This is a genomic window from Pseudomonas sp. IT-P100 (assembly GCF_949767185.1).
GTDB classification, from domain to species: Bacteria; Pseudomonadota; Gammaproteobacteria; order Pseudomonadales; family Pseudomonadaceae; genus Aquipseudomonas; species Aquipseudomonas fluorescens_B.
The window spans coordinates 204,206-227,278 of the sequence record NZ_CATKQK010000057.1 but is presented as its reverse complement, the minus strand read 5'-3'; the positions used below and the strand labels follow the sequence as shown (position 1 = coordinate 227,278).

Here is a 23,073-nt window from a genome sequence, read left to right as displayed (position 1 = left end):
CTGCATGAGCTCTCGGACATTCACTGCGAATCTCTGTAAGAAAAAGCGCCTCAGCAAAAACGATAAATACAGCCACTCCCATTCGACTGTTCTTTTTCCGTTCAATCATCCGACGCCGCCCGCAATAGCTACCGGAAGCAGCCGACATCGGCGCCTGTACCCTCCCTTTTAGAGTTTGGTCTCCTGTCAACAGAGGCCAAAATCAATGCCCGTTCAACACAAATACCGACCAAAACATCTCGCCTTGGCCATAGCGCTCGCCTTGGGTTGCGCTGAGTTTTCGATTGCCGACGACAGCATTGCCGCTGCATTTGCGACACCGGTAGAAACACCGAAAGAACTGATTGCCACCCTCGACGCTTTCATGAGCGCTACCGACACTCACCCGTCCTCGATCAGGAAAGTATCTGAATGGAGCGACCTGAACCTGGGCGAGCGCAATGATTTGGTCTCGGTACTGACTAAAGGGGTTTTCAAGAAGCCAGTGAATGGGGGTGCGGGCGACAACGTCCTGCAACTCAATGCAGCCAAAGGTGGCTCTGTGACTGAAACCCGGAACTTCAAGGCGCTGAAAGTCAAACAGGGTCATTGGACTGTCAGTGGTGCTGGCGCTTTCGACATCGGCACGCTGATCCGTCCCGAGGCAACGCTAATCAATAATGGACACATCATTGGCGGAGCAATCACCCAAGGCACGTTGATCAATAACCACTCGATTGGCGGCAACGTCTTCGTGGAAGAAATGGGTACATTCAGTGGCAACGGAATCGTCGGTTCGCTGAACGTGAATGGCCAGCTTATAGTCAATCGTTTGGTGGGCGCCCCAACGGTCAAGGGTGATATGAGCCTTACCAGCACTGCCGTACTGGCCTATGAGGTCAACCCTGATGGCCGTGGTGAAACGATCAAAGTCGATGGCATTGCCAGCCTTGACGATGCGACCCTGAAAATCGTCGCAGCGGGTGAATTTCCGCAAAGCAGCCAATACACACTCATTGAGGCAGGCAAAGTCGTGGGCCGTTTCGGAGACATTCAAGACAACCTGGTTTTCATGACGCCGGCATTAAATTACGACGACGAGAAAACTGTCGTCCTGACTTATGCGCGCAATGGGGTGTCTTTCGGCAGCATTGCGCCGAGCGGAAACGCTGAACGCTTTGCCGACAGCATAGAAGAACCGGCTGCCAGCCCAACCAGAGAGCAACCATCCAGCACGACAAATTCCGCCATCACCGCCCTGCTCGGCTCCGATAGGGCCACCGCCGCCTACGCCCTCGAAATTCTGGCCGGCGACAGCAACGCCAACCTCGCCAAGGCGACCTTGAACAGTGACGGTCCGATAACGGCCACTCTGCTCTCGGCTATGCGTCAGCTGGACAACGCCAGATTTTCTCACAATCAGAACAGGGCACCTCGCCTCGCCGCTGGCACCGAAACCAATGGCCGAGTCTGGCTACAGGCGTTGGGACACAGCGGAAAACTGGATCGCGACTATGACCCGTTGCAGCATTCCACCCAAGGATTGGTATTGGGCACCGACTGGCAAATCAATGAGCAGTGGCGTTTGGGCGTAATGGGGGGGCAATCCCGTACCCGCCAGAAGAGCAACGAACTCGACGGCGATCTGGACAGCTGGCACCTAGGGGCTTACGCCCTGCGCCAGAACGGACCGATGTCCCTGCGTTTGGGAGCGACACATAACAGCCACGACGGAAGCAGTGCGCGCAGGGTGGAGTTTTATGGCTTCAAGGATCGCCCCAAAGGTCGTTACGATGCCAACACCCAACAAGCCTTCGCGGAGGTGGGTTACAACTTTGGCCGCGCCAACGTCAGCATCGAACCGTTCGCCACTCTTGGATACCAACGTTACCAGCGCGACAGTTTTGCGGAAAAAGGCGGCGATGCTTCCCTGAAAGTCCACGATCAATCCGAGGAAAACGTCAACAGCACATTCGGCCTGCGTCTGGCCAAGCTCAATACGTTGCATAACGGTATGCAACTGACGCCGCGCTTGAGCGCTGGCTGGAAACACACGTATGGCAAGGTCTACACCGAAACCCGGCAACGCCTTGTCAGCGGGGGCAACGACTACAGCGTATACAGTGCGCCGCTGGATCGGAACAAACTGATGGTCGACGCGGGCATAGACCTCAGGCTTTCTGCACGCAATACACTTGGCGTGGGCGTTACGGGTGAAATGGGTAACGACACCCGAAACCACGGTATCAACGGCCAATGGCAAATGACTTTCTAACCCTCACAAACACCGGGCGAAAAAAAGGGGAGCACATGCCCCCCCGAGGTTTAAAGCGGTATATCGAGGCTGTTAACTCAGCCTTCGATCTCGATCAGGATTTCGCCCGGGTTCACCCGGTCGCCCTTGGCTACGTGGATGGCGGTGATCTTGCCGGCGATGGCCGCCTGGACTTCGGTTTCCATCTTCATGGCTTCGGTGATCAACACAGCCTGTCCGGCTTTGACGGTGTCACCTTCCTTGACCAGCACGTCGACGATGTTGCCTGGCATGGTGGTGCTGACGTGGCCCGGTGCAGTGGCTTGCTTGCGCTTGCTGCTGCCGCCGCTAACGAATTCGTTGAGCGGCTCGAAGACCACTTCTTCCGGCATGCCGTCGATGGACAGGTAGAAGTGACGCTTGCCTTCAGCCTTGACGCCGACACCGGTGATGTCGACGCGGTAGGTTTCGCCGTGGACGTCGATGACGAACTCGGTCGGTACGCCTTCGCCGCCGGCCGAGGCCACGCCGCCCGCTTCGGGAATCGGCAACAGCACTTCCGGGGTGAGCGTGCCTGCAGCGCGTTCTTCGAGGAATTTTCGACCGATGTCCGGGAACATGGCGTAGGTCAGCACGTCTTCTTCAGACTTGGCCACGGCGCCGATTTCGGCACGCAGCTTGGCCATTTCCGGCTTGAGCAGGTCGGCAGGACGAACGTCGATCACTTCTTCGCTACCGATGGCCTGGCGACGCAGTTTTTCATTCACGATGCCCGGCGCCTTCCCATAGCCGCCTTGCAGGTAGAGCTTCACTTCGTTGGTGATGGTCTTGTAGCGCTCACCGGCCAGCACGTTGAAGAACGCCTGGGTGCCGACGATCTGCGAGGTCGGGGTCACCAGCGGCGGGAAGCCGAGGTCTTCACGAACGCGCGGGATTTCAGCGAGCACTTCGCCCATGCGGTTCAGCGCGCCCTGCTCTTTCAGCTGATTGGCCAGGTTGGAAATCATCCCGCCCGGCACCTGGTTGACTTGCACGCGGGTGTCGACGGCGGTGAATTCACTTTCGAACTGGTGGTACTTCTTGCGCACGGCGTAGAAGTACAGACCGATCTCTTGCAGCAGTTCCAGATTCAGGCCGGTGTCGAACTCGGTGCCTTTCAAGGCGGCAACCATCGACTCAGTGCCAGGGTGGCTGGTGCCAGAAGCGAAGCTGGAGATCGCGGTGTCGATGTGATCAGCGCCGTTTTCGATCGCCTTGAGTTGGCACATCGTGGCCAGACCCGCAGTGTCGTGGGAATGGATGAAGACCGGCAGCGACTGCTCGGACTTCAATGCCTTGACCAGTTCGCCCGTGGCATACGGAGTCAGCAAGCCAGCCATGTCCTTGATCGCGACCGAGTCGCAACCCATCGCTTCCATTTGCTTGGCCTGGGCCACGAACGCGTCGATGGTGTGTACCGGGCTGGTGGTGTAGGCGATGGTGCCCTGGGCGTGTTTACCGGCGGCCTTCACCGCTTCGATGGCCACGCGCAGGTTACGCACGTCGTTCATCGCATCGAAAATACGGAACACGTCGATACCATTGACCGCAGCCTTGGCCACGAACGCCTTGACCACATCGTCACTGTAGTGGCGATAGCCCAGCAGGTTCTGGCCACGCAGGAGCATTTGCAGACGCGTATTAGGCAACGCCGCGCGCAGTTGGCGCAGACGCTCCCACGGGTCTTCTTTCAGAAAGCGTACGCAGGCGTCGAAGGTTGCGCCGCCCCAGCATTCCAGCGACCAGTAGCCGACTTTGTCGAGCTTGTCGCAGATCGGCAGCATGTCTTCGGTGCGCATGCGGGTGGCGAGCAGCGATTGGTGGGCGTCGCGCAGGATTGTGTCGGTAACGTGGATTTTCTTGGTCATTGGAATATTCCTCACAGGCCTGCGTGGGCGGCGATGGCGGCGGCGATGGCCAGGGCCAGCTCTTCGGGTTTGCGCTTGATCGAGTAGTTGGTCAGTTCAGGGTGGCTTTCAACGAAGCTGGTATTGAACTGGCCGCTGCGGAATTCCGGGTTGCGCAGGATTTCCTGGTAGTACGCGGCAGTGGTCTTGACCCCTTGCAGACGCATGTCGTCGAGGGCGCGCAAGCCACGGTCCATCGCTTCTTCCCAGGTCAACGCCCACACCACCAGCTTCAGGCACATGGAGTCGTAGAACGGCGGGATGGTGTAGCCGGTGTAGATCGCCGTGTCAGTGCGCACACCGGGGCCGCCGGGCGCGTAGTAACGGGTGATCTTGCCGAAGCTCGGCAGGAAGTTGTTTTTCGGGTCTTCGGCGTTGATCCGGAATTGCAGCGCGAAACCGCGGTGCTGAATGTCTTCCTGTTTCACCGAAAGCGGCAGGTTGGACGCGATGCGGATCTGCTCACGCACGATGTCGATGCCGGTGATTTCTTCGGTGATAGTGTGTTCCACCTGCACCCGGGTGTTCATCTCCATGAAGTACACCTCGCCCTCGGCGAGCAGGAACTCCACGGTGCCGGCGTTCTCGTAACCCACTGCCTTGGCCGCACGCACCGACAGGTCGCCGATGTAGGCGCGCTGTTCCGGGGTCAGTTGCGGGCTCGGGGCGATTTCGATGAGCTTCTGGTTACGGCGCTGGATCGAGCAGTCACGCTCGAACAGGTGCACCACGTTGCCAAAGCTGTCGCCGAGGATCTGCGCTTCGATGTGTTTCGGATTGACGATGCATTTTTCCAGGAACACTTCCGCCGAACCGAACGCCTTGGTGGCTTCGGAGATCACGCGGGGGAAAGCCTGTTCGAGTTCTTCGCGGCTGTTGCAGCGACGGATGCCGCGGCCGCCACCACCGGAAGTGGCCTTTAGCATCACGGGGTAACCGATGCGGTCGCCTTCGGTCAGGGCTTCGGCGATGTCCGCGACGTTGCCTTCGGTGCCCGGAGTGACTGGCACGCCGGCCTTGATCATGCTGCGGCGCGCTTCGGTCTTGTCGCCCATGCGGCGAATCACTTCAGCCGATGGACCAATGAATTTGATACCGCGTTCTGCACAAATGTCCGCCAGCTCGGCGTTCTCCGAGAGAAAACCGTAGCCAGGGTGCAACGCATCGCAACCGGTTTCCACGGCCAGGTTCACCAGCTTGCGCGGGTTCAGGTAACCGGCCAGCGGGTCGGCACCGATGCTGTGGGCTTCATCCGCACGCTTCACGTGCAAGGCATGGCGGTCGGCGTCGGAATAGACCGCGACCGAGCGAATGCCCATCTCGGCGCAGGCGCGCACGATTCGTACGGCAATCTCACCACGGTTGGCGATCAGGATCTTTGTTATCACTTGGAGTTTCCCTTGAGCCGGTGATACCCACGACCTGCTAGACCAGGTCGACGCGTGACTAAATGTTTCGATTTAGTCGCAGCCCCACACTAGCCCTCGCAAGGGATTAACAAAAATGATTAATTATTGGGTTAGGCATAAGCAAAGACTTATAGTTGACCCATCAGCCTGGGGCGAGAGCGTGTAGAAAATGCGTAAGTCATTGATGCGTATGACATTGCGTCAATTGCAGATTTTCAATGAAGTCTGTGATTTGCGATCCTACAGCCGCGCAGCGGACGAAATGTCGCTCACGCAACCTGCCGTGAGCCTGCAGATTCGTCAACTTGAGGAGCTGATTGGTCAGCCACTGTTCGATTACGTCGGCAAAAAACTCTACATGACGGAGGCCGCCGAAGCCCTTCAACGTGCCAGCCGGGACATTTTCGGGCGCCTGGAAAACCTCGACATGCAGCTCTCGGACATGCAGGGATCATTGCAGGGCCAGTTGAAACTGGCGGTGGAATCCAGCGCCAAGTATTTCGTGCCGCACCTGTTTGCCGCGTTCAAACGCCAGCATCCCGAGGTAAACCTGCAACTGACCGTGGTTAACCGTGGGCAGGTGATTCGGCGCCTTTCCGACAACCGTGACGACCTGGTCATCATGTCCATGGTCCCGCAGGACATGGGGCTGGAGTTTCTGCCATTCCTCAACAACCCGATCGTGGCCGTCGCGCCACCGGACCATCCGCTGTGCCACATGGGGCCGCTGCGCTTGCAGGATCTCGAACCCTACACGCTGTTGCTGCGCGAACCCGGTTCGGGAACCCGACTGGCGTGCGAAGAGTATTTCAAGGAAAAACGTGTGCACTTCAACCAGACCCAGGAGGTCGCATCGGCCGAAGCGCAGCGTGAATGTGTGTTGGCGGGTCTGGGCGTTGCGCTGTTGACGCGCCACGCCCTGAACCTTGAATTGGCGACCGGTGGGTTGATCGAGCTACCGGTCGAAGAACTGCCGCTGTTTCGCAGCTGGTGCCTGGTGCAGGCCAAGGCCAAGCGGCTGTCGCCGGTGGCCCACGCATTCCTTGCGTTTATCCGCAGCGAGCGGGTGCAGATCAGCGCCCTGGTTGAGCGTTTCGACGGGAAGTTGCGGGCGCTGCCTGCCAGTAATTGAGTTCCAGGTCGGGAAAATCTCCGATCTCGGCCAGCAGCTGGCGGCGTTCGCAGCGATCTTCGATGGCGCGGCGAAATTCCATGCGGCGCTGGTCTTCTTGCTGACGACGGGTTTTGACGGCGCTGTTGCGTTCTTCGTAGGGCTGGGCCATTTCGAGTCTCCCAAGGCGAGTACGGGAGTTACAGGATGGGCGCGAGGGATGACGGTTTGGCGGCGAGCGGGTTACAAAATGATGAAGCTCACAGACTGGCGGCGAACGCTGTGGTGAGGGAGCTTGCTCCCGCTGGGCTGCGAAGCGGCCCCAAAATCATTCACAGCAACGTTCGACCCGTCGCACTGGCTCATTTACGACTGCTGCGCAGCCGAGCGGGAGCAAGCACCCTCGCCACAGGGTCCGTGTCATCTTGAATCAATCGTCGAGCGCTTTCACCGACTTGGGTGACAGCCGCAAGCTGCGCAGGCTGCGCTTGACGCTCTTGAGGTGGTTGACCAGGCTCGGCCCGCGGGCCATGGCCACGCCCATCGCCAACACGTCGATCACCACCAGGTGGGCGATGCGCGAGGTCAGGGGCGTATAGATTTCAGTGTCTTCGTGCACATCGATCGCGAGGTTGACAGTCGACAGCTCAGCCAACGGCGTCTGGCTCGGGCACAAGGTGATCAGCGACGCACCGCTTTCGCGCACCAGGTTGGCCGTGATCAACAAGTCCTTGGAACGCCCGGACTGCGAAATGCAGATCGCCACGTCGGTTGGCTTCAGCGTTACCGCCGACATCGCCTGCATGTGGGGATCGGAATACGCCGCGGCCGTCAGCAGCAAGCGGAAGAATTTGTGCTGGGCATCCGCCGCCACGGCACCCGAGGCGCCAAAGCCATAAAACTCGACACGCTGAGCCTGGGACATCAGCGACACCGCCCGCTGCAATTCCACCGGATCGAGCTTCTCGCGAACCTCCATCAGGGTGTGCAGGGTGGTGTCGAAGATTTTCAGGCTGTAGTCGGCGACCGAATCGTCTTCATGGATCGCAAACTGGCCAAAGCTCGCACCCGCCGCGAGGCTCTGTGCCAATTTCAATTTCAGATCCTGAAACCCGGAACAACCGATGGCGCGGCAGAACCGCACGATGGTCGGTTCGCTGATGCCCACGCTATGGGCCAGGTCGGCCATGGAGCTGTGCATCACCGCCGCTGGATCAAGCAGCACGTGGTCGGCGACCTTCAGCTCCGACTTGCGTAACAGGTGGCGTGACTGGGCGATGTGTTGCAGCAGATTCAAGGGGCTGGACTCTTTGTTATTGGCAGGCGCCGGGGATGTAGCAAGCTTGTAGTTATACTACATGAATTGGCTTTTTGCCTGCTCAATGCGTAACCGAATCCCTCGTTTTCAGGCGTTCGCGCTTCATGTAGCACCCATTTTCAGCGCCCCAGCGCAAACCGCAGTACACCCTTGAGGCTGACAAGCCCCCCTGATCGGCCTCCTCGAAACCTTCGGAACTTAGTTATCCAAACAACAAACTTATTAAACACTCAAACTTACAAATACAACTAAGAACCTTCTTCCAAAAACAACTCCACCTAGTTACTTTGATCGTGCAGGACGCAATCAAACTTAATTACAGGAGTTACACACCATGACCATTAAAACCAAAAACTGGACCGCACAAATCGACCGCATGCCTGGCGCAGCTTCTTTCCGCGCCTTCGGTACCGTAACCGTTGCACACACGGGCATTACCCCTAAACTGGTGATGACTGCGATGCAGGATAAATCCTTTGACTTGCGATTGGAGTTGCTTCTTGAAAACTCCAGCGAAGTGTCGCTGCAAGTTGAAACAGACAAAGTTGTCGAATATAAATCGCTGGGCAATTCCAATGTTTCAGGTGTGAGCATCTTCTATAAAGGTGAAAAAATTCACCACATCGACGACGTTCTGATTACAAACTAAGTCTATAAATACCTTCCCGTCACTTTGCGTGGCGGGAAGGTTGGATTGAGCGGCGTATTTTCAGTCGACGGATTGCGCGCGCAGCAGGTCCGCCAACCCACCCGCTTCTATCGGGCGACTGATCAGATACCCCTGCACTTCATCACAACGCTCAGCCTTCAAGAATTCAAGCTGCTCCGGCCGCTCCACACCTTCGGCGACCACCTTCAACGACAGCCCGTGAGCCATCGCAATGATCGCCCGGGTGATCGCGGCATCCACACTGCCCTCCCCCAGACCGCGGATAAACGCCTGATCGATCTTCACGTAATCCACCGGAATACGCTTGAGGTAGCTCAGGGACGAATACCCGGTGCCAAAATCGTCGATGGCCAGTTTCACCCCAAGATCACGCAACTGCTGGAAGGTAGCGATGATATGTTCGACGCTGTCCAGCAACTGGCTTTCCGTGAGTTCCAGTTCGAGGTAGTGCGGCGCCAGGCCGGTTTCCTCCAAGACCTGACGCACCAGGCTGACCAGCTTGCCCTGCCGCAACTGATGCACCGACAAATTGACCGACACTCGAATCGGCTCCAGCCCCTGACGCTGCCATTCGCAGGCCTGCCAGCATGCCTGGCGCAACACAAACTCGCCGATCGGGCCGATCAGCCCGGTCTCCTCGGCCAGGCCGATAAAATCTCCTGGCGGCACGCTGCCCATGGTCGGATGATCCCAGCGCACCAAGGCCTCGGCCGCATTCAGCCGGCCCGTGGCGAGGCAAAGCTTGGGTTGATAAAACACCTTCAGCTGTTTCTCTTCGATGGCTTTACGCAACTGGTTTTCCAGCTGCAAGCGCTCGAGCGTGCTGGCTTGCAGGCTATCGGTGTAGAACTGGAAATTGTTGCCGCCCAGGTGTTTGGCATGTTGCATGGCCATGTTCGACTGGCTCACCAGCGCAGAGATTTCCCGGGCGTTGTCCGGCAACATGCTGATGCCCATGGAGGCACTGACGACCAACTCATGCCCTTCAACGGTCACCGGCACACGCAATTTGGACGACAGTCGCGTCGCCACTCGCGCCAGGCTTGAGAGGCTGCCGTAAGCATCGAACAACACCGCGAACTCATCGCCGGACAATCGCGCAATGGTGTCTGCTTCCGGCAAAGCATTGACCAGCCGTCGAGCCATCTTCTGCAACAACTGGTCGGCAATTTCATGACCCAGGCTGTCGTTGAGTAACTTGAAACGGTCCAGGTTGATGTGCAACAACGCCAGACTGCGCCCGCCCTGGCGCACGCGCTGATGGGCTTCACGCAACCGTTCGCGGAACAACGAACGATTGGCCAGGCCGGTCAGTTCGTCGTAGTGGGTCAGGTAGCGCATGCGCTCCTCGGATTCGCGCCGCGCCGATAGATCGGCGAAGAAACCGACGATATGGCTGACATTTCCCCGCATATCGCGCACTGCGTTCAATTGCAGCCATTGCGGATACAGCTCGCCGTTCTTGCGGGTTTCCACCAGTTCGCCCTGCCAACTGCCGTGCTGCTCCAGGGCCTGATGAATCGCCCCATAGTGGCGGCGGGCGTCGCGACTGCACGGCAACTCCACCACATTGCGCCCGAGCATGTCGTCGATGTCATAACCCGTTAAGCGGCTGAACGCTTGATTGACCGCGATGAGTGCGTAATTCGGATCGAAAATCATGATGCCTTCACTGGCCGCCTCGAACACCGTCGCCGCCAATTGCTGTTGCGCTTCCTGGCTCTTGCTGGCACTGATGTCGCGCCGGGTGCCGACCATGCGGAGCACCCGGCCGCTTTCGCTGCGCTCAACCGCTCGACCGCGGTCTTCGATCCAGACCCAATGACCATCGCCATGGCGCACGCGGTACTCAATCTGATAGTCCTCGCTACGCCCCTTCAGATGCTCGACCAGCGCGCGCTTCAGCGACGGTAAATCCTCGGGATGCAGGCGCGGCTTGAGGTGCCGCAGCATGGCCGTCACGAATTCCGGCTCCAGCCCGAACAATTCCTGAATATGGGTGTGATGGACTTCGTCGGTCTGCAGGTTCCAGTCCCATAGCCCCAGCTCACTGGCCTTCAACGCCAGTGCCAGGCGCGCCTCGCTTTTGCTCAAGGCCTGATTGGCCGCATCCAGCTCCAGGCTGCGCTGGGCGACGCGGCTTTCCAGCCCGATCTGAATTTCTCGCAACTCGTCTTCGGCACGACGGCGCTGATCGATTTCTTTAGCCAGATCGTGGTTCAGCTGGTCGCTACGGCTCTGAGCCTGCTGCAAGTGTTCGATCAGTGCCTGATTCTGGAAGCGGCGCAACAACCCGCGGTCAATCAGCCGATTGACCTGCCAGGCGACCACGCTCAACGCCCCCAGCAAAATCAGCCCGAACCAGCCCCAGCCCTGCTCTTGCGTGTCGCCGCCCCAGAACAGATAGGCGATGGCGGGCAACAGGCAGGGCAAGGTAAAGGATAGAAACGCCGGCAGACTGACCGCGTAGGCCACGCTGGCCGAGAGGGCTGCCGCGCCGATCAGGCCGAACACCCAGGCTTGCTGGATGAAATTGTCGGCCGGCACCAGCGCAATGCCGGCGCCGGCCAGGGTCAGGCCGGTCATGGCCGAACCCAGCAAAAACATGCGTCGCCAGACCGGATGCGCCTGGCGATTGGGGATGGCGGAATCGAAGGCCGCGACCTGGATCACCCGCAATGCTACCAGCGACAACAACCATATCAGCCAGATGCTGACCAGAAAGTAGCGCCGCGGACTCCAGAGTAATCCCGCGCACACCAGGCCATTGATCAGCATGAACAGCGTCGGCAGCAGCGAGCCCTGGTAAAGCAGGCGCGTGCGCTCGACCGCCATTTCCATGGCGTACTGTTTGCGGATAACCCGGGGCTCCACGGAAGGGCCCGACAGGTCGGAGCTGAGGGTCATAGGCAATGTTCTTGTTCTTATAATGATGAGCATGAGCCCGAAACGTGAACGGAGCATACACAAGCCAATGCCCTTACCAAACTGCTCCAGATCATAATTTTTACGAAAGCCCGGACCCCTTTTGCCCCCTGAAAACGCTGGAAGCGAGCCCCGCCAGCGCTTGCAGCCAGTGACCGACCGGTCGTCTTGCGCGTATCTTTCATCGGCTAAAGCAAAGCGGGGTTTGCCCGGTGTGACCTGGCCCCCTAGAATGCCCCGATGCGCGATGATCTCTCCCTTCTGCTGAACTCCCTCAACGATGCCCAACGCCAGGCCGTAGCTGCCTCCGTGGGTCGTCAGTTGGTCCTGGCCGGTGCTGGTTCCGGTAAAACCCGAGTGCTGGTGCACCGTATCGCCTGGTTGATCCAGGTCGAGAACGCCTCGCCCCACTCAATCCTGTCGGTGACCTTTACCAACAAGGCCGCTGCCGAGATGCGTCATCGCATCGAGCAACTGATGGGTATCAACCCGGCCGGCATGTGGGTTGGCACCTTCCACGGCCTGGCGCACCGCTTGCTGCGGGCGCACTGGCAGGAGGCCGGCCTGAGCCAGACCTTCCAGATTCTCGACAGCGACGACCAGCAACGACTGGTCAAGCGGGTGATCCGCGAGCTGGGCCTGGACGAGCAACGCTGGCCAGCCCGTCAGGCCCAGTGGTTCATCAACGGGCAGAAAGACGAAGGCCTGCGCCCGCAACACATTCAAGCCAGCGGCGATCTGTTCCTGGCGACCATGCGCAGCATTTATGAAGCCTATGAAGCCGCGTGCCTGCGCGCCGGTGTCATCGACTTCTCCGAACTGCTGCTGCGTGCCCTTGATCTGTGGCGCGATCACCCTGGCCTGCTGGCGCACTATCAGAAGCGCTTCCGGCACATTCTGGTGGACGAGTTCCAGGACACCAACGCCGTGCAGTACGCCTGGTTGCGTCTACTGGCCAAGGGCGGCGACAGCCTGATGGTGGTCGGCGACGACGATCAGTCGATCTACGGCTGGCGCGGCGCGAAAATCGAGAACATCTACCAGTACTCCGACGACTTCCCGGACGCCGAGACCATCCGCCTGGAGCAGAACTACCGCTCCACTGCCGGCATCCTCAAAGCCGCCAACGCCCTGATCGCCAACAACACCGGGCGCATGGGCAAAGAGCTGTGGACCGATGGCGGCGAAGGCGAAGCCATCAACCTGTACGCCGCGTTCAACGAACACGACGAGGCACGCTACGTGGTGGAAACCATCGAAAGCGCGCTGAAAACCGGCCTGGCTCGCAGCGATATCGCGATTTTGTACCGCTCCAACGCCCAATCGCGCGTTTTGGAAGAAGCCTTGCTGCGCGAGCGCATTCCGTACCGCATCTATGGCGGTCAGCGCTTCTTCGAGCGGGCAGAAATCAAAAACGCCATGGCTTACCTGCGTTTGCTGGAAGGCCGTGGCAACGATGCAGCGCTTGAGCGGGTGATCAACGTTCCGGCCCGTGGCATTGGTGAGAAAACCGTTGAAGCGATTCGGGACCATGCGCGCCACAGCGATGTGTCGATGTGGGAAGCGATGCGCCTGCTGGTCGCGAATAAAGGACTGACCGGCCGTGCCGCCGGTGCACTTGGCGCGTTTATCGAGCTGATCGAGAACCTCGCCGCCAAGTGCACGGAAATGCCACTGCACCTGATGACCCAGACCGTCATCGAGCAGTCCGGACTGATTGCCTATCACGAAGCGGAAAAAGGCGAGAAAGGACAAGCCCGGGTAGAAAACCTTGAGGAATTGGTCAGCGCTGCGCGCAACTTCGAAAACTCGGAAGAGGATGAAGACCTGACGCCACTGGCGGCATTCCTCGGTCACGCGTCGCTGGAAGCTGGCGATACTCAGGCCGACGAGCACGAAGACAGCATTCAGTTGATGACCCTGCACAGCGCCAAAGGCCTGGAATTTCCCTACGTGTTCCTGGTGGGCATGGAAGAGGGTCTATTCCCGCACAAGATGAGCCTGGAAGAGCCTGGCCGTCTTGAAGAGGAACGGCGCCTGGCTTATGTCGGTATCACCCGCGCCATGCAGAACCTGGTGATGACCTACGCGGAAACCCGACGCCTGTATGGTAGTGAGACCTACAACAAGGTGTCGCGTTTCGTACGTGAAGTGCCGAAAGGCCTGATCCAGGAAGTACGGCTTTCCAACAGTGTCAGCCGTCCGTTTGGCGGTGGTCAGCAGCAGAGTTCCAGCAGCCTGTTTGGCGGCAGCGAGATTCCCGACACCGGGTTCAGTCTCGGCCAGGCTGTCCGGCATTCGGTGTTTGGCGATGGCGTGATCCTGAACTTCGAAGGCGCCGGGGCTCAGGCGCGGGTGCAGGTGAACTTCAGCGAAGGCAGCAAGTGGCTGATGCTCGGTTACGCCAAGCTGGAAGCGATCTGACGCTCCTGTACGGCTTTCTGTAGGCGCGAGCTCGCGCCTACAGAGGCCATTGCTACCGAACTAAATCCCGAATCCTACAGACCAAAGTTAACTGGCCTTATTGCGCTGACTGAAGCTGAACGCAACCTGTCAGGCAAAAGCCCGAAACACTCTGCCGCTAGCCAGTAACACTTCAGCTGTGCAACATGGCGCGCGTGCCTTCCACAAATGGGAATTCCCTTTATGAAACGTTTTCTTAGCATCGCCATGGCGTTGTGCATCGGCCTGACGATGAGCCTCGACGCCAACGCCAAGCGCTTTGGTGGCGGCAAGAGCTCCGGCGCTGCGCCGACTCACCAGACCAGCCAAATGGCTCCTTCTTCAGCTGCAGGTGGCGCTGCAGCCACTGCGGGCGCGGCGGGTGCCGCTGGCGCTGCCGCCAAGGCCGGCGGTGCTTCGCGCTGGCTCGGCCCTCTGGCCGGCATCGCTGCCGGTGGCCTGCTGGCCTCCATGTTCATGGGCGGCGGCTTCCAGGGCATGCAGATCTTCGACATCCTGATCATGGCGGTCATCGCCTTCCTGGTCTTCCGTTTCATCGCCGCTCGTCGTCGCAAGCAGCAGGAGCACCTGGCGCCAGCCGGCGCGCCGATGCAACGTGAAGTGTTCGAGCAGAAGCCTGCTGGCATGGGTTCGATCTTCGGTGGTTCGGCCGCTCCGGTTGCCGCTCGTCCGGTCATCAATGCGCCAGCCTGGTTCAATGAAAAGAACTTCATTGAAGCGGCCCGCAACCACTTCCAGTCCCTGCAGCAACACTGGGACGCCAATGAAATGGACAAGATCGCCGAGTTCGTGACCCCGCAACTGCTCGAGTTCCTCAAGCGCGAACGTGCCGACCTGGGTGAAGGTTTCCAGTCCACCTACATTGATAACCTCAATGTACAACTGGACGGCGTCGACGATCGTGCCGACAAGACCATCGCCACCCTGACCTTCAGCGGTGTGTCGAAGACCTCGCGTTTCGACCAGGGCGAAGTGTTCAGCGAAAGCTGGAACATGGAACGTCCGCAGGGCGAAAACCAGCCTTGGCTGGTCGCCGGTATCCGCCAGAACGGTTGAACCGACCCGCGTTAAATGTGTCGCAACAAAACCCCGGCCTCGGCCGGGGTTTTCTATTTCGCGGTTGCATCTATAGCGAGCTACTGTATAAACCGCCCCAACTGAACCGCGCCATCAAGCAAGAGGATCCCGGACGTGGAAGAAATCATCGAACAACTGCGTGAAGCCAACGAACCGGTACCGGTCCCCTTGGAGTTGCCCGACGAAGATCTGCTGGTCGAAATCGAAGAACAACTGTTCATCGACATCCCGTTTGTCTTCAGAGAATTTTTGCTGACCGTCAGCGACGTGGTCTACGGCAGCCTGGAGCCGGTGACCGTCACCGACCCGCAATCCCACACCTACCTGCCGGACGTTGCCGCCAACGCCTGGGATGCCGGCGTTGATCGCAGCATGATTCCGATCTGCCAGGACGGCGACAACTACTACCTGGTCGAAGAAGACGGCACCGTAGTGTTGTGGCTGGCCGAGGAAGAACTGATCGCCGAAGAGACCTGGGAATCGGTGTGGCACTGGGCGCGGGACGTCTGGCTGGAAAGCTGAGCCGTCTGACGCACCGCGTGGTCAATGCCCGGACGATTCCTTGTGGTTGTCCAGGGTTTCCAGCAAGGCCACCTGCATCCGCGTGTGCACGCGGATGAACCAGCGCCAGAGCAGCGCTGCCACGGCGGCCGCGACCACGACAATCAGTACCAGCAACTTGTTGGTCGGCAGAATACTGGCCGACAAGGCTGCCAACAGCAGGAAGATCACCAGCAGCGAGAGGATCGGGATCACTTCGGCGATCACCCGACGCACTCGCTGCGTGTGGCGGCCGGCCATCTCCGGTTTCACGCCCATCTCCGCCAACAGCATCGACAGCGCCTTGAGCTTGCGATAGGCGGCGATCAGGAACGGCAGCGACAACAGCAACGCCCCGCCCCAGATCAATGCTTTCTGCCAGCTGGGGTCGCTGATCCAGTCTTGCAGGTAAGCCGACATTCGCTCGGCGAAATAAGCACCCGAGAAGAAGATCGCAATCACCAGCGCCAGATTGACGCCCACCTGTAACAGAATCCGCCTAATCATCGACGCCAGTAGCGCGCCCTCGCCCTGTGGCTGGATGCTGCGCAGCCATTCGCCGTACATCCCCAGCACGCGACCCAGCCGCTGCGGCATCACGCCAGCCAGTTTGATCGACAGCGGATCAGCGGCACGGATCAGATAAGGCGTCAGCAGCGTCGTAATCACCGACACCGCCACGGCGACCGGATAGAGGAAGTTGCTGGTGACCTGCAGGGTCATGCCCAACGCCGCAATGATGAAAGAAAATTCGCCAATCTGTGAAAGCCCCATTCCCACGCGCAGTGAGGTGCGTCCGTCATTGCCGGCGATAAAGGCGCCGAGACCGCAGGACAACATCTTGCCGAGTACGACGGCCACGGTTATTACCGCAATCGGCCACGCGTACTGCAGCAATATCATCGGATCGAGCATCAGCCCGATGGCCACAAAGAAGATCGCACTGAACAGGTCACGAACCGGCTCGATCAAGCGTTCAATCTTCAGCAACTGCCGGGATTCAGCCATGATCGCGCCGATCAGGAACGCGCCGAGCACCATGCTGTATTCGAGCTTGACCACCAGCAGACAGAAGCCGAAACACAGGCCCAGCACGGTGATCAACAGCATCTCGTTGCTTTCGAATTTGGCCACGTAGGCCAGCAGCCGCGGCACCAGCAAAATCCCGATGACCAGCGCGACGATCATGAACAACGACAGCTTGCCGACCGTGGAAAACACTTCACCGGAACTGACCGTGCCGCTGACCGCGATGCTCGACAGCAAGGCAATGATGCCGATGCCAAGAATGTCCTCGACGATCAACACACCGAAGATCAACTGCGCGAAGCGCTCGTTCTTCATCTTCAGGTCATTGAGTGCCTTGACGATGATGGTGGTCGAGGAGATCGCCAGGATCGCGCCGAGGAACAGCGAGTCCATGGTGTTCCAGTCGAACCAGCGACCGATTTCGTAGCCGATCCAGATCATCAGCACGATTTCCAGGAACGCCGCGATAAACGCCGTGGCGCCGACCTTGAATAGTTTGCGCAGGCTGAACTCCAGGCCCAGGCAGAACATCAGGAAGATCACCCCGAGTTCGGCGAGGGTCTTGATCGTTTCTTCGTCGTGGATCAAACCGAACGGTGGCGTGTGCGGGCCGATGATGAAGCCGGCGACGATATAGCCAAGCACCACCGGTTGCTTGAAGCGATGGAACAGCACGGTCACCACACCCGCGACCAACATGATCACTGCCAGATCCTGAATAAAACTGATGGCATGCATGGTGTGGGGCTCCTTGAGTGACATTGCTCACGCGCCAGACGCGGGAAAGGTCTGATCGAGCAGAGTAAAAATCCGCTTTCCGCGTAGGAATTGCCCTTGGGGTGGGCTTTTTGAAGGGTAACACCGCGACTTCCGGCAGAAAGGCGGTGCAATATATGGAAACAGATCGATCCGGCGTGACGACGACCACCCGCCCGGCGTCCCGATAACTGTGGTTTGAAAAAACCGACCAGGCACCCACAGAGGTGCACTCCTCCGAAACCTGCCTTGAACCGTGAGAACGCTATGGAACCCGGAAACGCCCAGCTGTCGATGACGGTATTGATGACCCCCGACATGGCCAACTTCTCTGGCAATGTCCACGGCGGCACGTTGCTCAAGTACCTCGACGAAGTCGCCTACGCCTGCGCCAGCCGTTATGCCGGCCGCTACGTGGTGACCCTGTCGGTGGATCAGGTGATTTTTCGCGAGCCGATTCATGTCGGCGAACTGGTGACCTTTCTGGCTTCGGTCAATTACACCGGCAACACCTCCATGGAGGTGGGCATCAAGGTGGTGACCGAAAACATCCGCGAACGCTCGGTGCGTCACACCAACAGCTGTTTCTTCACCATGGTGGCGGTGGACGACGATCGCAAACCGGCTGCCGTCCCGCCGTTGCAACCGCAGAACAGCGAGGACAAACGCCGTTTCATGCAGGCCCAGCAGCGTCGTCAGATTCGTCAGGAACTGGAAAAGCGCTACCAGGAGATCAAGGGCGACGCCTGAGCTGGCCAGACAGTTTCAGGGTGTTCTTCAGACAGCTTTCGCGAGCAAGCCCGCTCCACGCACTCATTCTTCATTGAACACAAAGTTTGTGTCCGACAAAGATCCGATGTGGGGGCGGGCTTGCTTGCGAATGGGTTCAACGTCGAACTCAGAGACTGATCGCCGTCGCTTCAAACCGTACCCGCGGATGCGCAATCCGGTCCTGAGCCCGCACCAACTCCAGTTCATAGCTGGCGCACGCCTGGGTTTCCAGCAGCACCTCATGCACCGCCGATGCCGCAAACTCGAACGCCGCCACCAGGCTATCGCCCAGCAGCACACGCGCCAGAAACAGCCCGGAAGTCAGGTCGCCAACGCCCACCGGCTGACGCGGAAACGCCAGCATCGGACGTCGCAGGTGCCAGCTTCCTTCGCTCGTCACCAGCAACATTTCAAACGCATCCTCCGGTTTGCCGGGATAGGCCAGATGCTTGACCAGCACCGCTTTCGGGCCGCGCGCCAGCAACGCGTGCGCCATGGCCAGGCAATCGAACAGCGACTGCGGCTTGCGCCCTGAGAAGCTGTCCAGCTCCAGCTGGTTCGGGCACATGAAGTCCGCCACGGCAGCGGCTTCTTCCAGCAGGAAATCGCTGACTTCTGCCGGCACGCTGCAGCCTTTCTCCGGATGGCCCATTACCGGGTCACACAGATACAGCGCCTTTGGATTCATCGATTTGATCCGCGCCACGCCCGTCAGAATCGCCCGGCCCTGGGCCGCACTGCCGAGGTAACCGGACAATACGGCATCGCAATTGCCCAACTCTCCGATCGCCGCAATGCCTTCGACCAATTCGGGAATCTGGTGTGGCGACAGCACCTCGCCCGCCCACTGCCCGTACTGAGTGTGGTTGGAGAACTGCACGGTGTTGAGTGGCCAGACATTCACCCCGACCCGCTGCATCGGGAAAACCGCGGCGCTGTTGCCAGCGTGGCCGAACACCACGTGGGACTGGATGGCGAGCAGATGGGGCGTACGTTTCATGCGGTGAGTTCCGTAAAACGATTGAAATTCGAGCCGCGCAGTATGCGACTAAACGCAGCCTGTACGACAGACCGGCGACGCAGTTAAGCTGGCACTATCTTGTTGGAGCACCCTGTTGATGCTGACCCTCGGAAATATCTTCGTGCTGATGCTGCTCGCCACCGCTGGCGCGTGGCTATGGCACAACCATGGCTTGCGCGAGCGCGCGCTGGAGCGGGTCAAGCAGCATTGCAGCAATCTCGGGATCGAGTTGCTGGATGGCAACGTGGCGCTGAAAAAAATTGCATTCATCAAGGATGCCAATGGCCGACGCCGTCTGGCCCGTGTGTATAACTTCGAATTCACGGTGACCGGCGAAACCCGCCATAACGGCACTATCACCCAGTTCGGCGCCCACAGCGCGCAGATCGAACTGGCCCCCTACCCGATGCCCTTCGACGACACGCCTCCGGTGGTCGACGTGGTGAAGCCGCGGGCAGAAGTGATTGAGCTTAGTCAGTGGCGGCAAGAACACACCAAATGGCGTCCATAAATCAAAAGATCGCAGCCTGCGATCTTTTGATCTTTAATTCGAACGACAGCCTGCCAAATCTCTTTGCAGCCACTCAACATTCTGCGGCTCGCTGAATATCAGCTCAATCCGTGAATCGCGGCGCCATTCGCTGGGCTGCCACTCCAACGCCGAGTTATCCAGTGCATTCGCCGAAACCCACCCGTCGGCGCTGTGGATAACCAGCTTCGCTCGCCGCCAACCAAGGCTTTCCAGCCACCGGCCAATTCGCGCTGAATCGAACCTCTGGCTCGGATGCCAGCGCCAGCCGATGCTCCAGCCGCCGTCCTGTTCCTGACTCAGGCAAATCGGTAACGCGGGATCTGTCCAGACGGCCGGCAACTGCGCGACTCCATTGGGTGCGATGAAGTTATCCACACCCGCCACAGCCTGCGCCTCAAGGCCGGGTAACGCTTTCAAAGGAAGGATGGCCTGCTGCGTCCAGTACAAGGGACGTGATGGCAAGTGCGCGACAACCTGCTGCCTATCAGCCTCCCCGAGATGTTCAGACTTGTTCAACAGCAACAACCCTGCGCTACTCAACGCCTCCTGCTGCGTCACAGGAAGCGGTTGGCCAGCGGCGAGCGCTTGGGCATCCAGCACCATCACGCAGGGCTGAACCGCCAGCACGCCGACCCAAGGCGCCTCATTCAACTGCCTGAGCAACTGCGCAGGATGGCCGAGCCCTGACGGCTCGATAAACAACCGATCCGGCCGCGCCTTGCGCAGTAAACGCCCGAGGCCGATCTGAAACGGCGCACCATTGACGCAACACAAACAGCCCCCGGCCACCTCACCCAGTGCGATACCATCGGCGTCCCGGGTCAGCAACGCAGCATCGATGCCAATCTGGCCGAACTCGTTGATTAGCACCGCCCAACGCTCGTTCGCCGGCCGCTGGGCCAGCAGGTGCTTGATCAAACTGGTCTTGCCTGCGCCCAATGGGCCGGCAATGACGTGGGTGGGAATGTTCTGCAACATGGTCGGTGTTTTCTGAGGAGGTAAACGATGCGGTTGATCGGCTGGACGTTGCTCTTGGCCCTGGTTTCCGGCGAAGCACTGGCCCAGGCTTGTGTGGTACATAGCACGGCTGAGCGACTGGACGTGAAAGTCTGTCAGCAGAACCGAAACATCCCGGAAAAACTCTTCGCCGATGGCTTCTGTCAGCCGAACCTTCCTGGCCAGAAAGTCGAGGTTCAATACGTCGACCAATGCCCCGGCGGCGCATTCGGCGTGTGCAGCAACGCTCAAGTCGCCAATATGCCTTACCGGCAGGATATTCACTATTACGGCGTGGCCACCGACGCGGCGTACCTGAAGCCGTTTTGCGAAGGCCAGAGCCAGGGCAACTGGCTCAAGCCATGAGCCGCTAACCCAGCCAATCGAGGGTCAGGATCAAACGACGCTCGCCCGGCGCGAGCTGCGGCGAGCGGTGAATCAGGCCAAAGCCTTCGTTGCCGTGCCATTTCTCGCCCTTGAGCAAGGCGACGGCGCCGCTGCCGATTTGCTGGATCAGCGAGTTGTCCGTAGGTTCCGCTTCGGGTTGGCTCAACTGGCGACGATCCATCCCCCCTTCTTTCAGCCACTGACTGCCAACACCCGCATACGTGGTAATCAAGCGCACCGGCACATGATCGACGTGAAAGCGCGGGCACATGGCTTTGTCCAGAACCCGCAGACGTACGCCGATACGCTGGGCCCCCAACAGACAGGCGAATGCACTGACCAGCCAGGAAACGTCGGCGATAAAGCCTTCATAGCCCTCGAGATCGCGCAAGCCCGAGGCCAATCCGCGGAGGTTGGGTTCAGTGTCTTCGTTGGCGATTTCCAGCGACAACGACTCGGCCAATGGCTCGTTCAAGGACAGCAGCAGGCTGCCAAAATCGGCGATGTGTACCGGGAGTTGGCGCTGCCATACGGCGAGGTTTACGCCATCATCGAGAATCCCGGCGAGCGCTTGCGGCGTCTCGCCCTGAACCTGAGACATGGCCGGCCGAGGCTTCAAGGTCGGCGCCAACATCACGCCGCTTCCTCTTCATGCCAGGGTCCGAACGGATCAGGCAGCAATCGCCAACCCTCGACGCCGGAGACCATTTCTTCATCGGTCAGCAGGCAATCGTCCAGCTCTGCGGTGAGTCGAGTGAAATCGATGTTCTGGCCGATGAACACCAGTTCCTGGCGGCAATCACCGGTGGCGGCGGTCCAGTTGTCCATGATTGCAGCGGTGCTTTCTTCGTCCTGCGGCCATTGGTCTTTCGGCACGAAACGCCACCAGCGTCCGGCAAAACCATGGCGCATCAAACCGCCCGCCTGGGACCAGCTGCCCGCGTCCATCGGCTTGCTCGCCAGCCAGAAAAACCCTTTGGAGCGCAGCAGTTTTCCGTTCACCCATGGCCGGTCGATGAAGCTGAAAAAGCGTTGCGGGTGAAAGGGTCTGCGTGCTCGATAGGCCGTGGAAGCGATGCCGTACTCCTCGGTTTCCGGCACGTGCTCGCCGCGCAGCTCCTGCAACCAGCCCGGTGCCTGCGCCGCTTTTTCGAAGTCGAAACGACCGGTATTGAGGATTTTCTGCAGGGGGATCTCACCCATGACCATCGGGATGATCTCGGCTTGCGCATTCAATCGTTCGAGGATCGCGATCAGCTCCTGACGCTCGCGACTGCTGATCAGGTCGATCTTGCTGATCAGGATCACGTCGGCGAATTCGATCTGCTCGATCAACAGATCAGTGATCGAGCGTTCGTCTTCCTCGCCGAGGGTTTCGCCACGAGAAGCGAGGCTTTCGGCGGCCTGATAGTCGAGCAGGAAGTTCATGCCGTCGACCACGGTGACCATGGTGTCGAGCCGTGCGATGTCGGCCAGGCTTTGCCCTTCTTCATCACGGAAAGTGAAGGTTTCCGCCACGGGCAGCGGCTCGGAGATGCCGGTGGATTCGATCAGCAAGTAATCGAAGCGGCCATCCCTGGCGAGTTTGCCGACCTCTTCAAGCAGGTCTTCACGCAAGGTGCAGCAGATGCAGCCGTTGCTCATTTCCACGAGTTTTTCTTCGGCGCGGTTCAGGGTGACGTCACGCTGAACTTCGCTGCCATCAATGTTGATCTCGCTCATATCGTTGACGATCACCGCGACTCGCAGGCCTTCGCGGTTACGCAGCACATAGTTGAGCAGCGTGCTTTTTCCGGCGCCGAGAAAGCCCGACAGGACAGTCACGGGGAGACGATTGGGCATCAGGTAGTCCTCACATTAGATGCCCGGTCGCAGCGTCGGGCTCAACT

The 23,073-nt window shown here is 59.3% G+C and carries 19 protein-coding genes; 9 read left to right on the top strand and 10 right to left on the bottom strand.

Annotated elements, in window-relative coordinates:
* The first annotated feature begins 205 nt into the window (after positions 1–205).
* Positions 206–2,254 (top strand): autotransporter domain-containing protein, encoded by a 2,049-nt coding sequence (locus ACM6IQ_RS27860; protein ID WP_414880373.1) that lies wholly within the window; start codon positions 206–208, stop codon positions 2,252–2,254.
* 77 nt (positions 2,255–2,331) lie between these two features.
* Here the strand turns inward: ACM6IQ_RS27860 and oadA are convergent, their stop codons facing one another.
* Positions 2,332–4,140 (bottom strand): sodium-extruding oxaloacetate decarboxylase subunit alpha, encoded by a 1,809-nt coding sequence (gene oadA, locus ACM6IQ_RS27855; protein ID WP_017341585.1) that lies wholly within the window; start codon positions 4,138–4,140, stop codon positions 2,332–2,334.
* Positions 4,141–4,151: 11 nt separating this feature from the next.
* Complete coding sequence (locus ACM6IQ_RS27850; RefSeq protein ID WP_017341586.1) at positions 4,152–5,567, bottom strand: acetyl-CoA carboxylase biotin carboxylase subunit; 1,416 nt, start codon at positions 5,565–5,567, stop codon at positions 4,152–4,154.
* Between the two features lie 190 nt (positions 5,568–5,757).
* Between ACM6IQ_RS27850 and ACM6IQ_RS27845 the strand changes: the two genes are divergently transcribed.
* Positions 5,758–6,720 carry a LysR family transcriptional regulator gene (locus tag ACM6IQ_RS27845; protein WP_017341587.1) on the top strand — a complete coding sequence of 321 codons (963 nt, stop codon included), beginning with the start codon at positions 5,758–5,760 and terminating at the stop codon, positions 6,718–6,720.
* Here the strand turns inward: ACM6IQ_RS27845 and ACM6IQ_RS27840 are convergent.
* Both ACM6IQ_RS27840 and hexR read right to left on the bottom strand, forming a co-directional pair.
* Positions 6,662–6,871, bottom strand: a complete 210-nt coding sequence (locus ACM6IQ_RS27840; protein ID WP_017341588.1) for a PA3496 family putative envelope integrity protein — start codon at positions 6,869–6,871, stop codon at positions 6,662–6,664. The genes ACM6IQ_RS27845 and ACM6IQ_RS27840 overlap by 59 nt on opposite strands.
* Positions 6,872–7,129: 258 nt before the next feature.
* A complete protein-coding gene (gene hexR, locus ACM6IQ_RS27835) occupies positions 7,130–7,996 on the bottom strand; it encodes a transcriptional regulator HexR (protein ID WP_008027445.1) in 867 nt (288 codons plus the stop codon).
* Positions 7,997–8,351: 355 nt separating this feature from the next.
* Here hexR and ACM6IQ_RS27830 point away from each other — a divergent pair, with 355 nt between their 5' ends.
* Positions 8,352–8,666 (top strand): hypothetical protein, encoded by a 315-nt coding sequence (locus ACM6IQ_RS27830; RefSeq protein ID WP_017341589.1) that lies wholly within the window; start codon positions 8,352–8,354, stop codon positions 8,664–8,666.
* Between the two features lie 60 nt (positions 8,667–8,726).
* Here the strand turns inward: ACM6IQ_RS27830 and ACM6IQ_RS27825 are convergent, their stop codons facing one another.
* Positions 8,727–11,594 (bottom strand): EAL domain-containing protein, encoded by a 2,868-nt coding sequence (locus ACM6IQ_RS27825; RefSeq protein ID WP_031319185.1) that lies wholly within the window; start codon positions 11,592–11,594, stop codon positions 8,727–8,729.
* A gap of 258 nt (positions 11,595–11,852) precedes the next feature.
* Between ACM6IQ_RS27825 and uvrD the strand changes: the two genes are divergently transcribed.
* From uvrD to ACM6IQ_RS27810, 3 genes are all read left to right on the top strand, one after another.
* Positions 11,853–14,036, top strand: coding sequence for a DNA helicase II (gene uvrD / locus ACM6IQ_RS27820; protein WP_017341590.1), 2,184 nt, complete (start codon positions 11,853–11,855; stop codon positions 14,034–14,036).
* A gap of 222 nt (positions 14,037–14,258) precedes the next feature.
* Positions 14,259–15,131, top strand: coding sequence for a Tim44 domain-containing protein (locus ACM6IQ_RS27815; RefSeq protein WP_017341591.1), 873 nt, complete (start codon positions 14,259–14,261; stop codon positions 15,129–15,131).
* A gap of 135 nt (positions 15,132–15,266) precedes the next feature.
* Complete coding sequence (locus tag ACM6IQ_RS27810; protein WP_017341592.1) at positions 15,267–15,674, top strand: SMI1/KNR4 family protein; 408 nt, start codon at positions 15,267–15,269, stop codon at positions 15,672–15,674.
* Positions 15,675–15,695: 21 nt separating this feature from the next.
* Here the strand turns inward: ACM6IQ_RS27810 and ACM6IQ_RS27805 are convergent, their stop codons facing one another.
* Positions 15,696–17,459: a cation:proton antiporter gene (locus tag ACM6IQ_RS27805; RefSeq protein WP_414880350.1), complete on the bottom strand. Its 1,764-nt coding sequence runs from the start codon at positions 17,457–17,459 to the stop codon at positions 15,696–15,698.
* A gap of 285 nt (positions 17,460–17,744) precedes the next feature.
* On the opposite strand from ACM6IQ_RS27805, the gene ACM6IQ_RS27800 reads away from it, so the two are divergent.
* Complete coding sequence (locus ACM6IQ_RS27800) at positions 17,745–18,227, top strand: acyl-CoA thioesterase (RefSeq protein WP_010465381.1); 483 nt, start codon at positions 17,745–17,747, stop codon at positions 18,225–18,227.
* 148 nt (positions 18,228–18,375) lie between these two features.
* On the opposite strand, the gene pdxY is transcribed toward ACM6IQ_RS27800, so the two are convergent.
* Positions 18,376–19,248, bottom strand: coding sequence for a pyridoxal kinase PdxY (gene pdxY / locus ACM6IQ_RS27795; RefSeq protein WP_414880349.1), 873 nt, complete (start codon positions 19,246–19,248; stop codon positions 18,376–18,378).
* 118 nt (positions 19,249–19,366) lie between these two features.
* On the opposite strand from pdxY, the gene ACM6IQ_RS27790 reads away from it, so the two are divergent.
* The gene (locus tag ACM6IQ_RS27790; protein ID WP_017341595.1) at positions 19,367–19,780 is read left to right on the top strand and encodes a DUF3301 domain-containing protein; all 414 of its coding nucleotides are present in this window, start codon (positions 19,367–19,369) and stop codon (positions 19,778–19,780) included.
* A gap of 33 nt (positions 19,781–19,813) precedes the next feature.
* Here the strand turns inward: ACM6IQ_RS27790 and ACM6IQ_RS27785 are convergent, their stop codons facing one another.
* Positions 19,814–20,779, bottom strand: coding sequence for a CobW family GTP-binding protein (locus ACM6IQ_RS27785; protein WP_414880348.1), 966 nt, complete (start codon positions 20,777–20,779; stop codon positions 19,814–19,816).
* Positions 20,780–20,806: 27 nt separating this feature from the next.
* Between ACM6IQ_RS27785 and ACM6IQ_RS27780 the strand changes: the two genes are divergently transcribed.
* On the top strand, positions 20,807–21,163 hold the full coding sequence (locus ACM6IQ_RS27780; RefSeq protein WP_414880347.1) for an NADH:ubiquinone oxidoreductase: 357 nt from the start codon (positions 20,807–20,809) through the stop codon (positions 21,161–21,163).
* 4 nt (positions 21,164–21,167) lie between these two features.
* Here ACM6IQ_RS27780 and ACM6IQ_RS27775 read toward each other — a convergent pair whose 3' ends face one another.
* The gene (locus ACM6IQ_RS27775; protein ID WP_017341598.1) at positions 21,168–21,818 is read right to left on the bottom strand and encodes a DUF1826 domain-containing protein; all 651 of its coding nucleotides are present in this window, start codon (positions 21,816–21,818) and stop codon (positions 21,168–21,170) included.
* Complete coding sequence (zigA, locus tag ACM6IQ_RS27770; RefSeq protein ID WP_017341599.1) at positions 21,818–23,026, bottom strand: zinc metallochaperone GTPase ZigA; 1,209 nt, start codon at positions 23,024–23,026, stop codon at positions 21,818–21,820. The genes ACM6IQ_RS27775 and zigA overlap by 1 nt, the downstream gene beginning before the upstream one ends.
* Between the last annotated feature and the right edge of the window lie 47 nt (positions 23,027–23,073).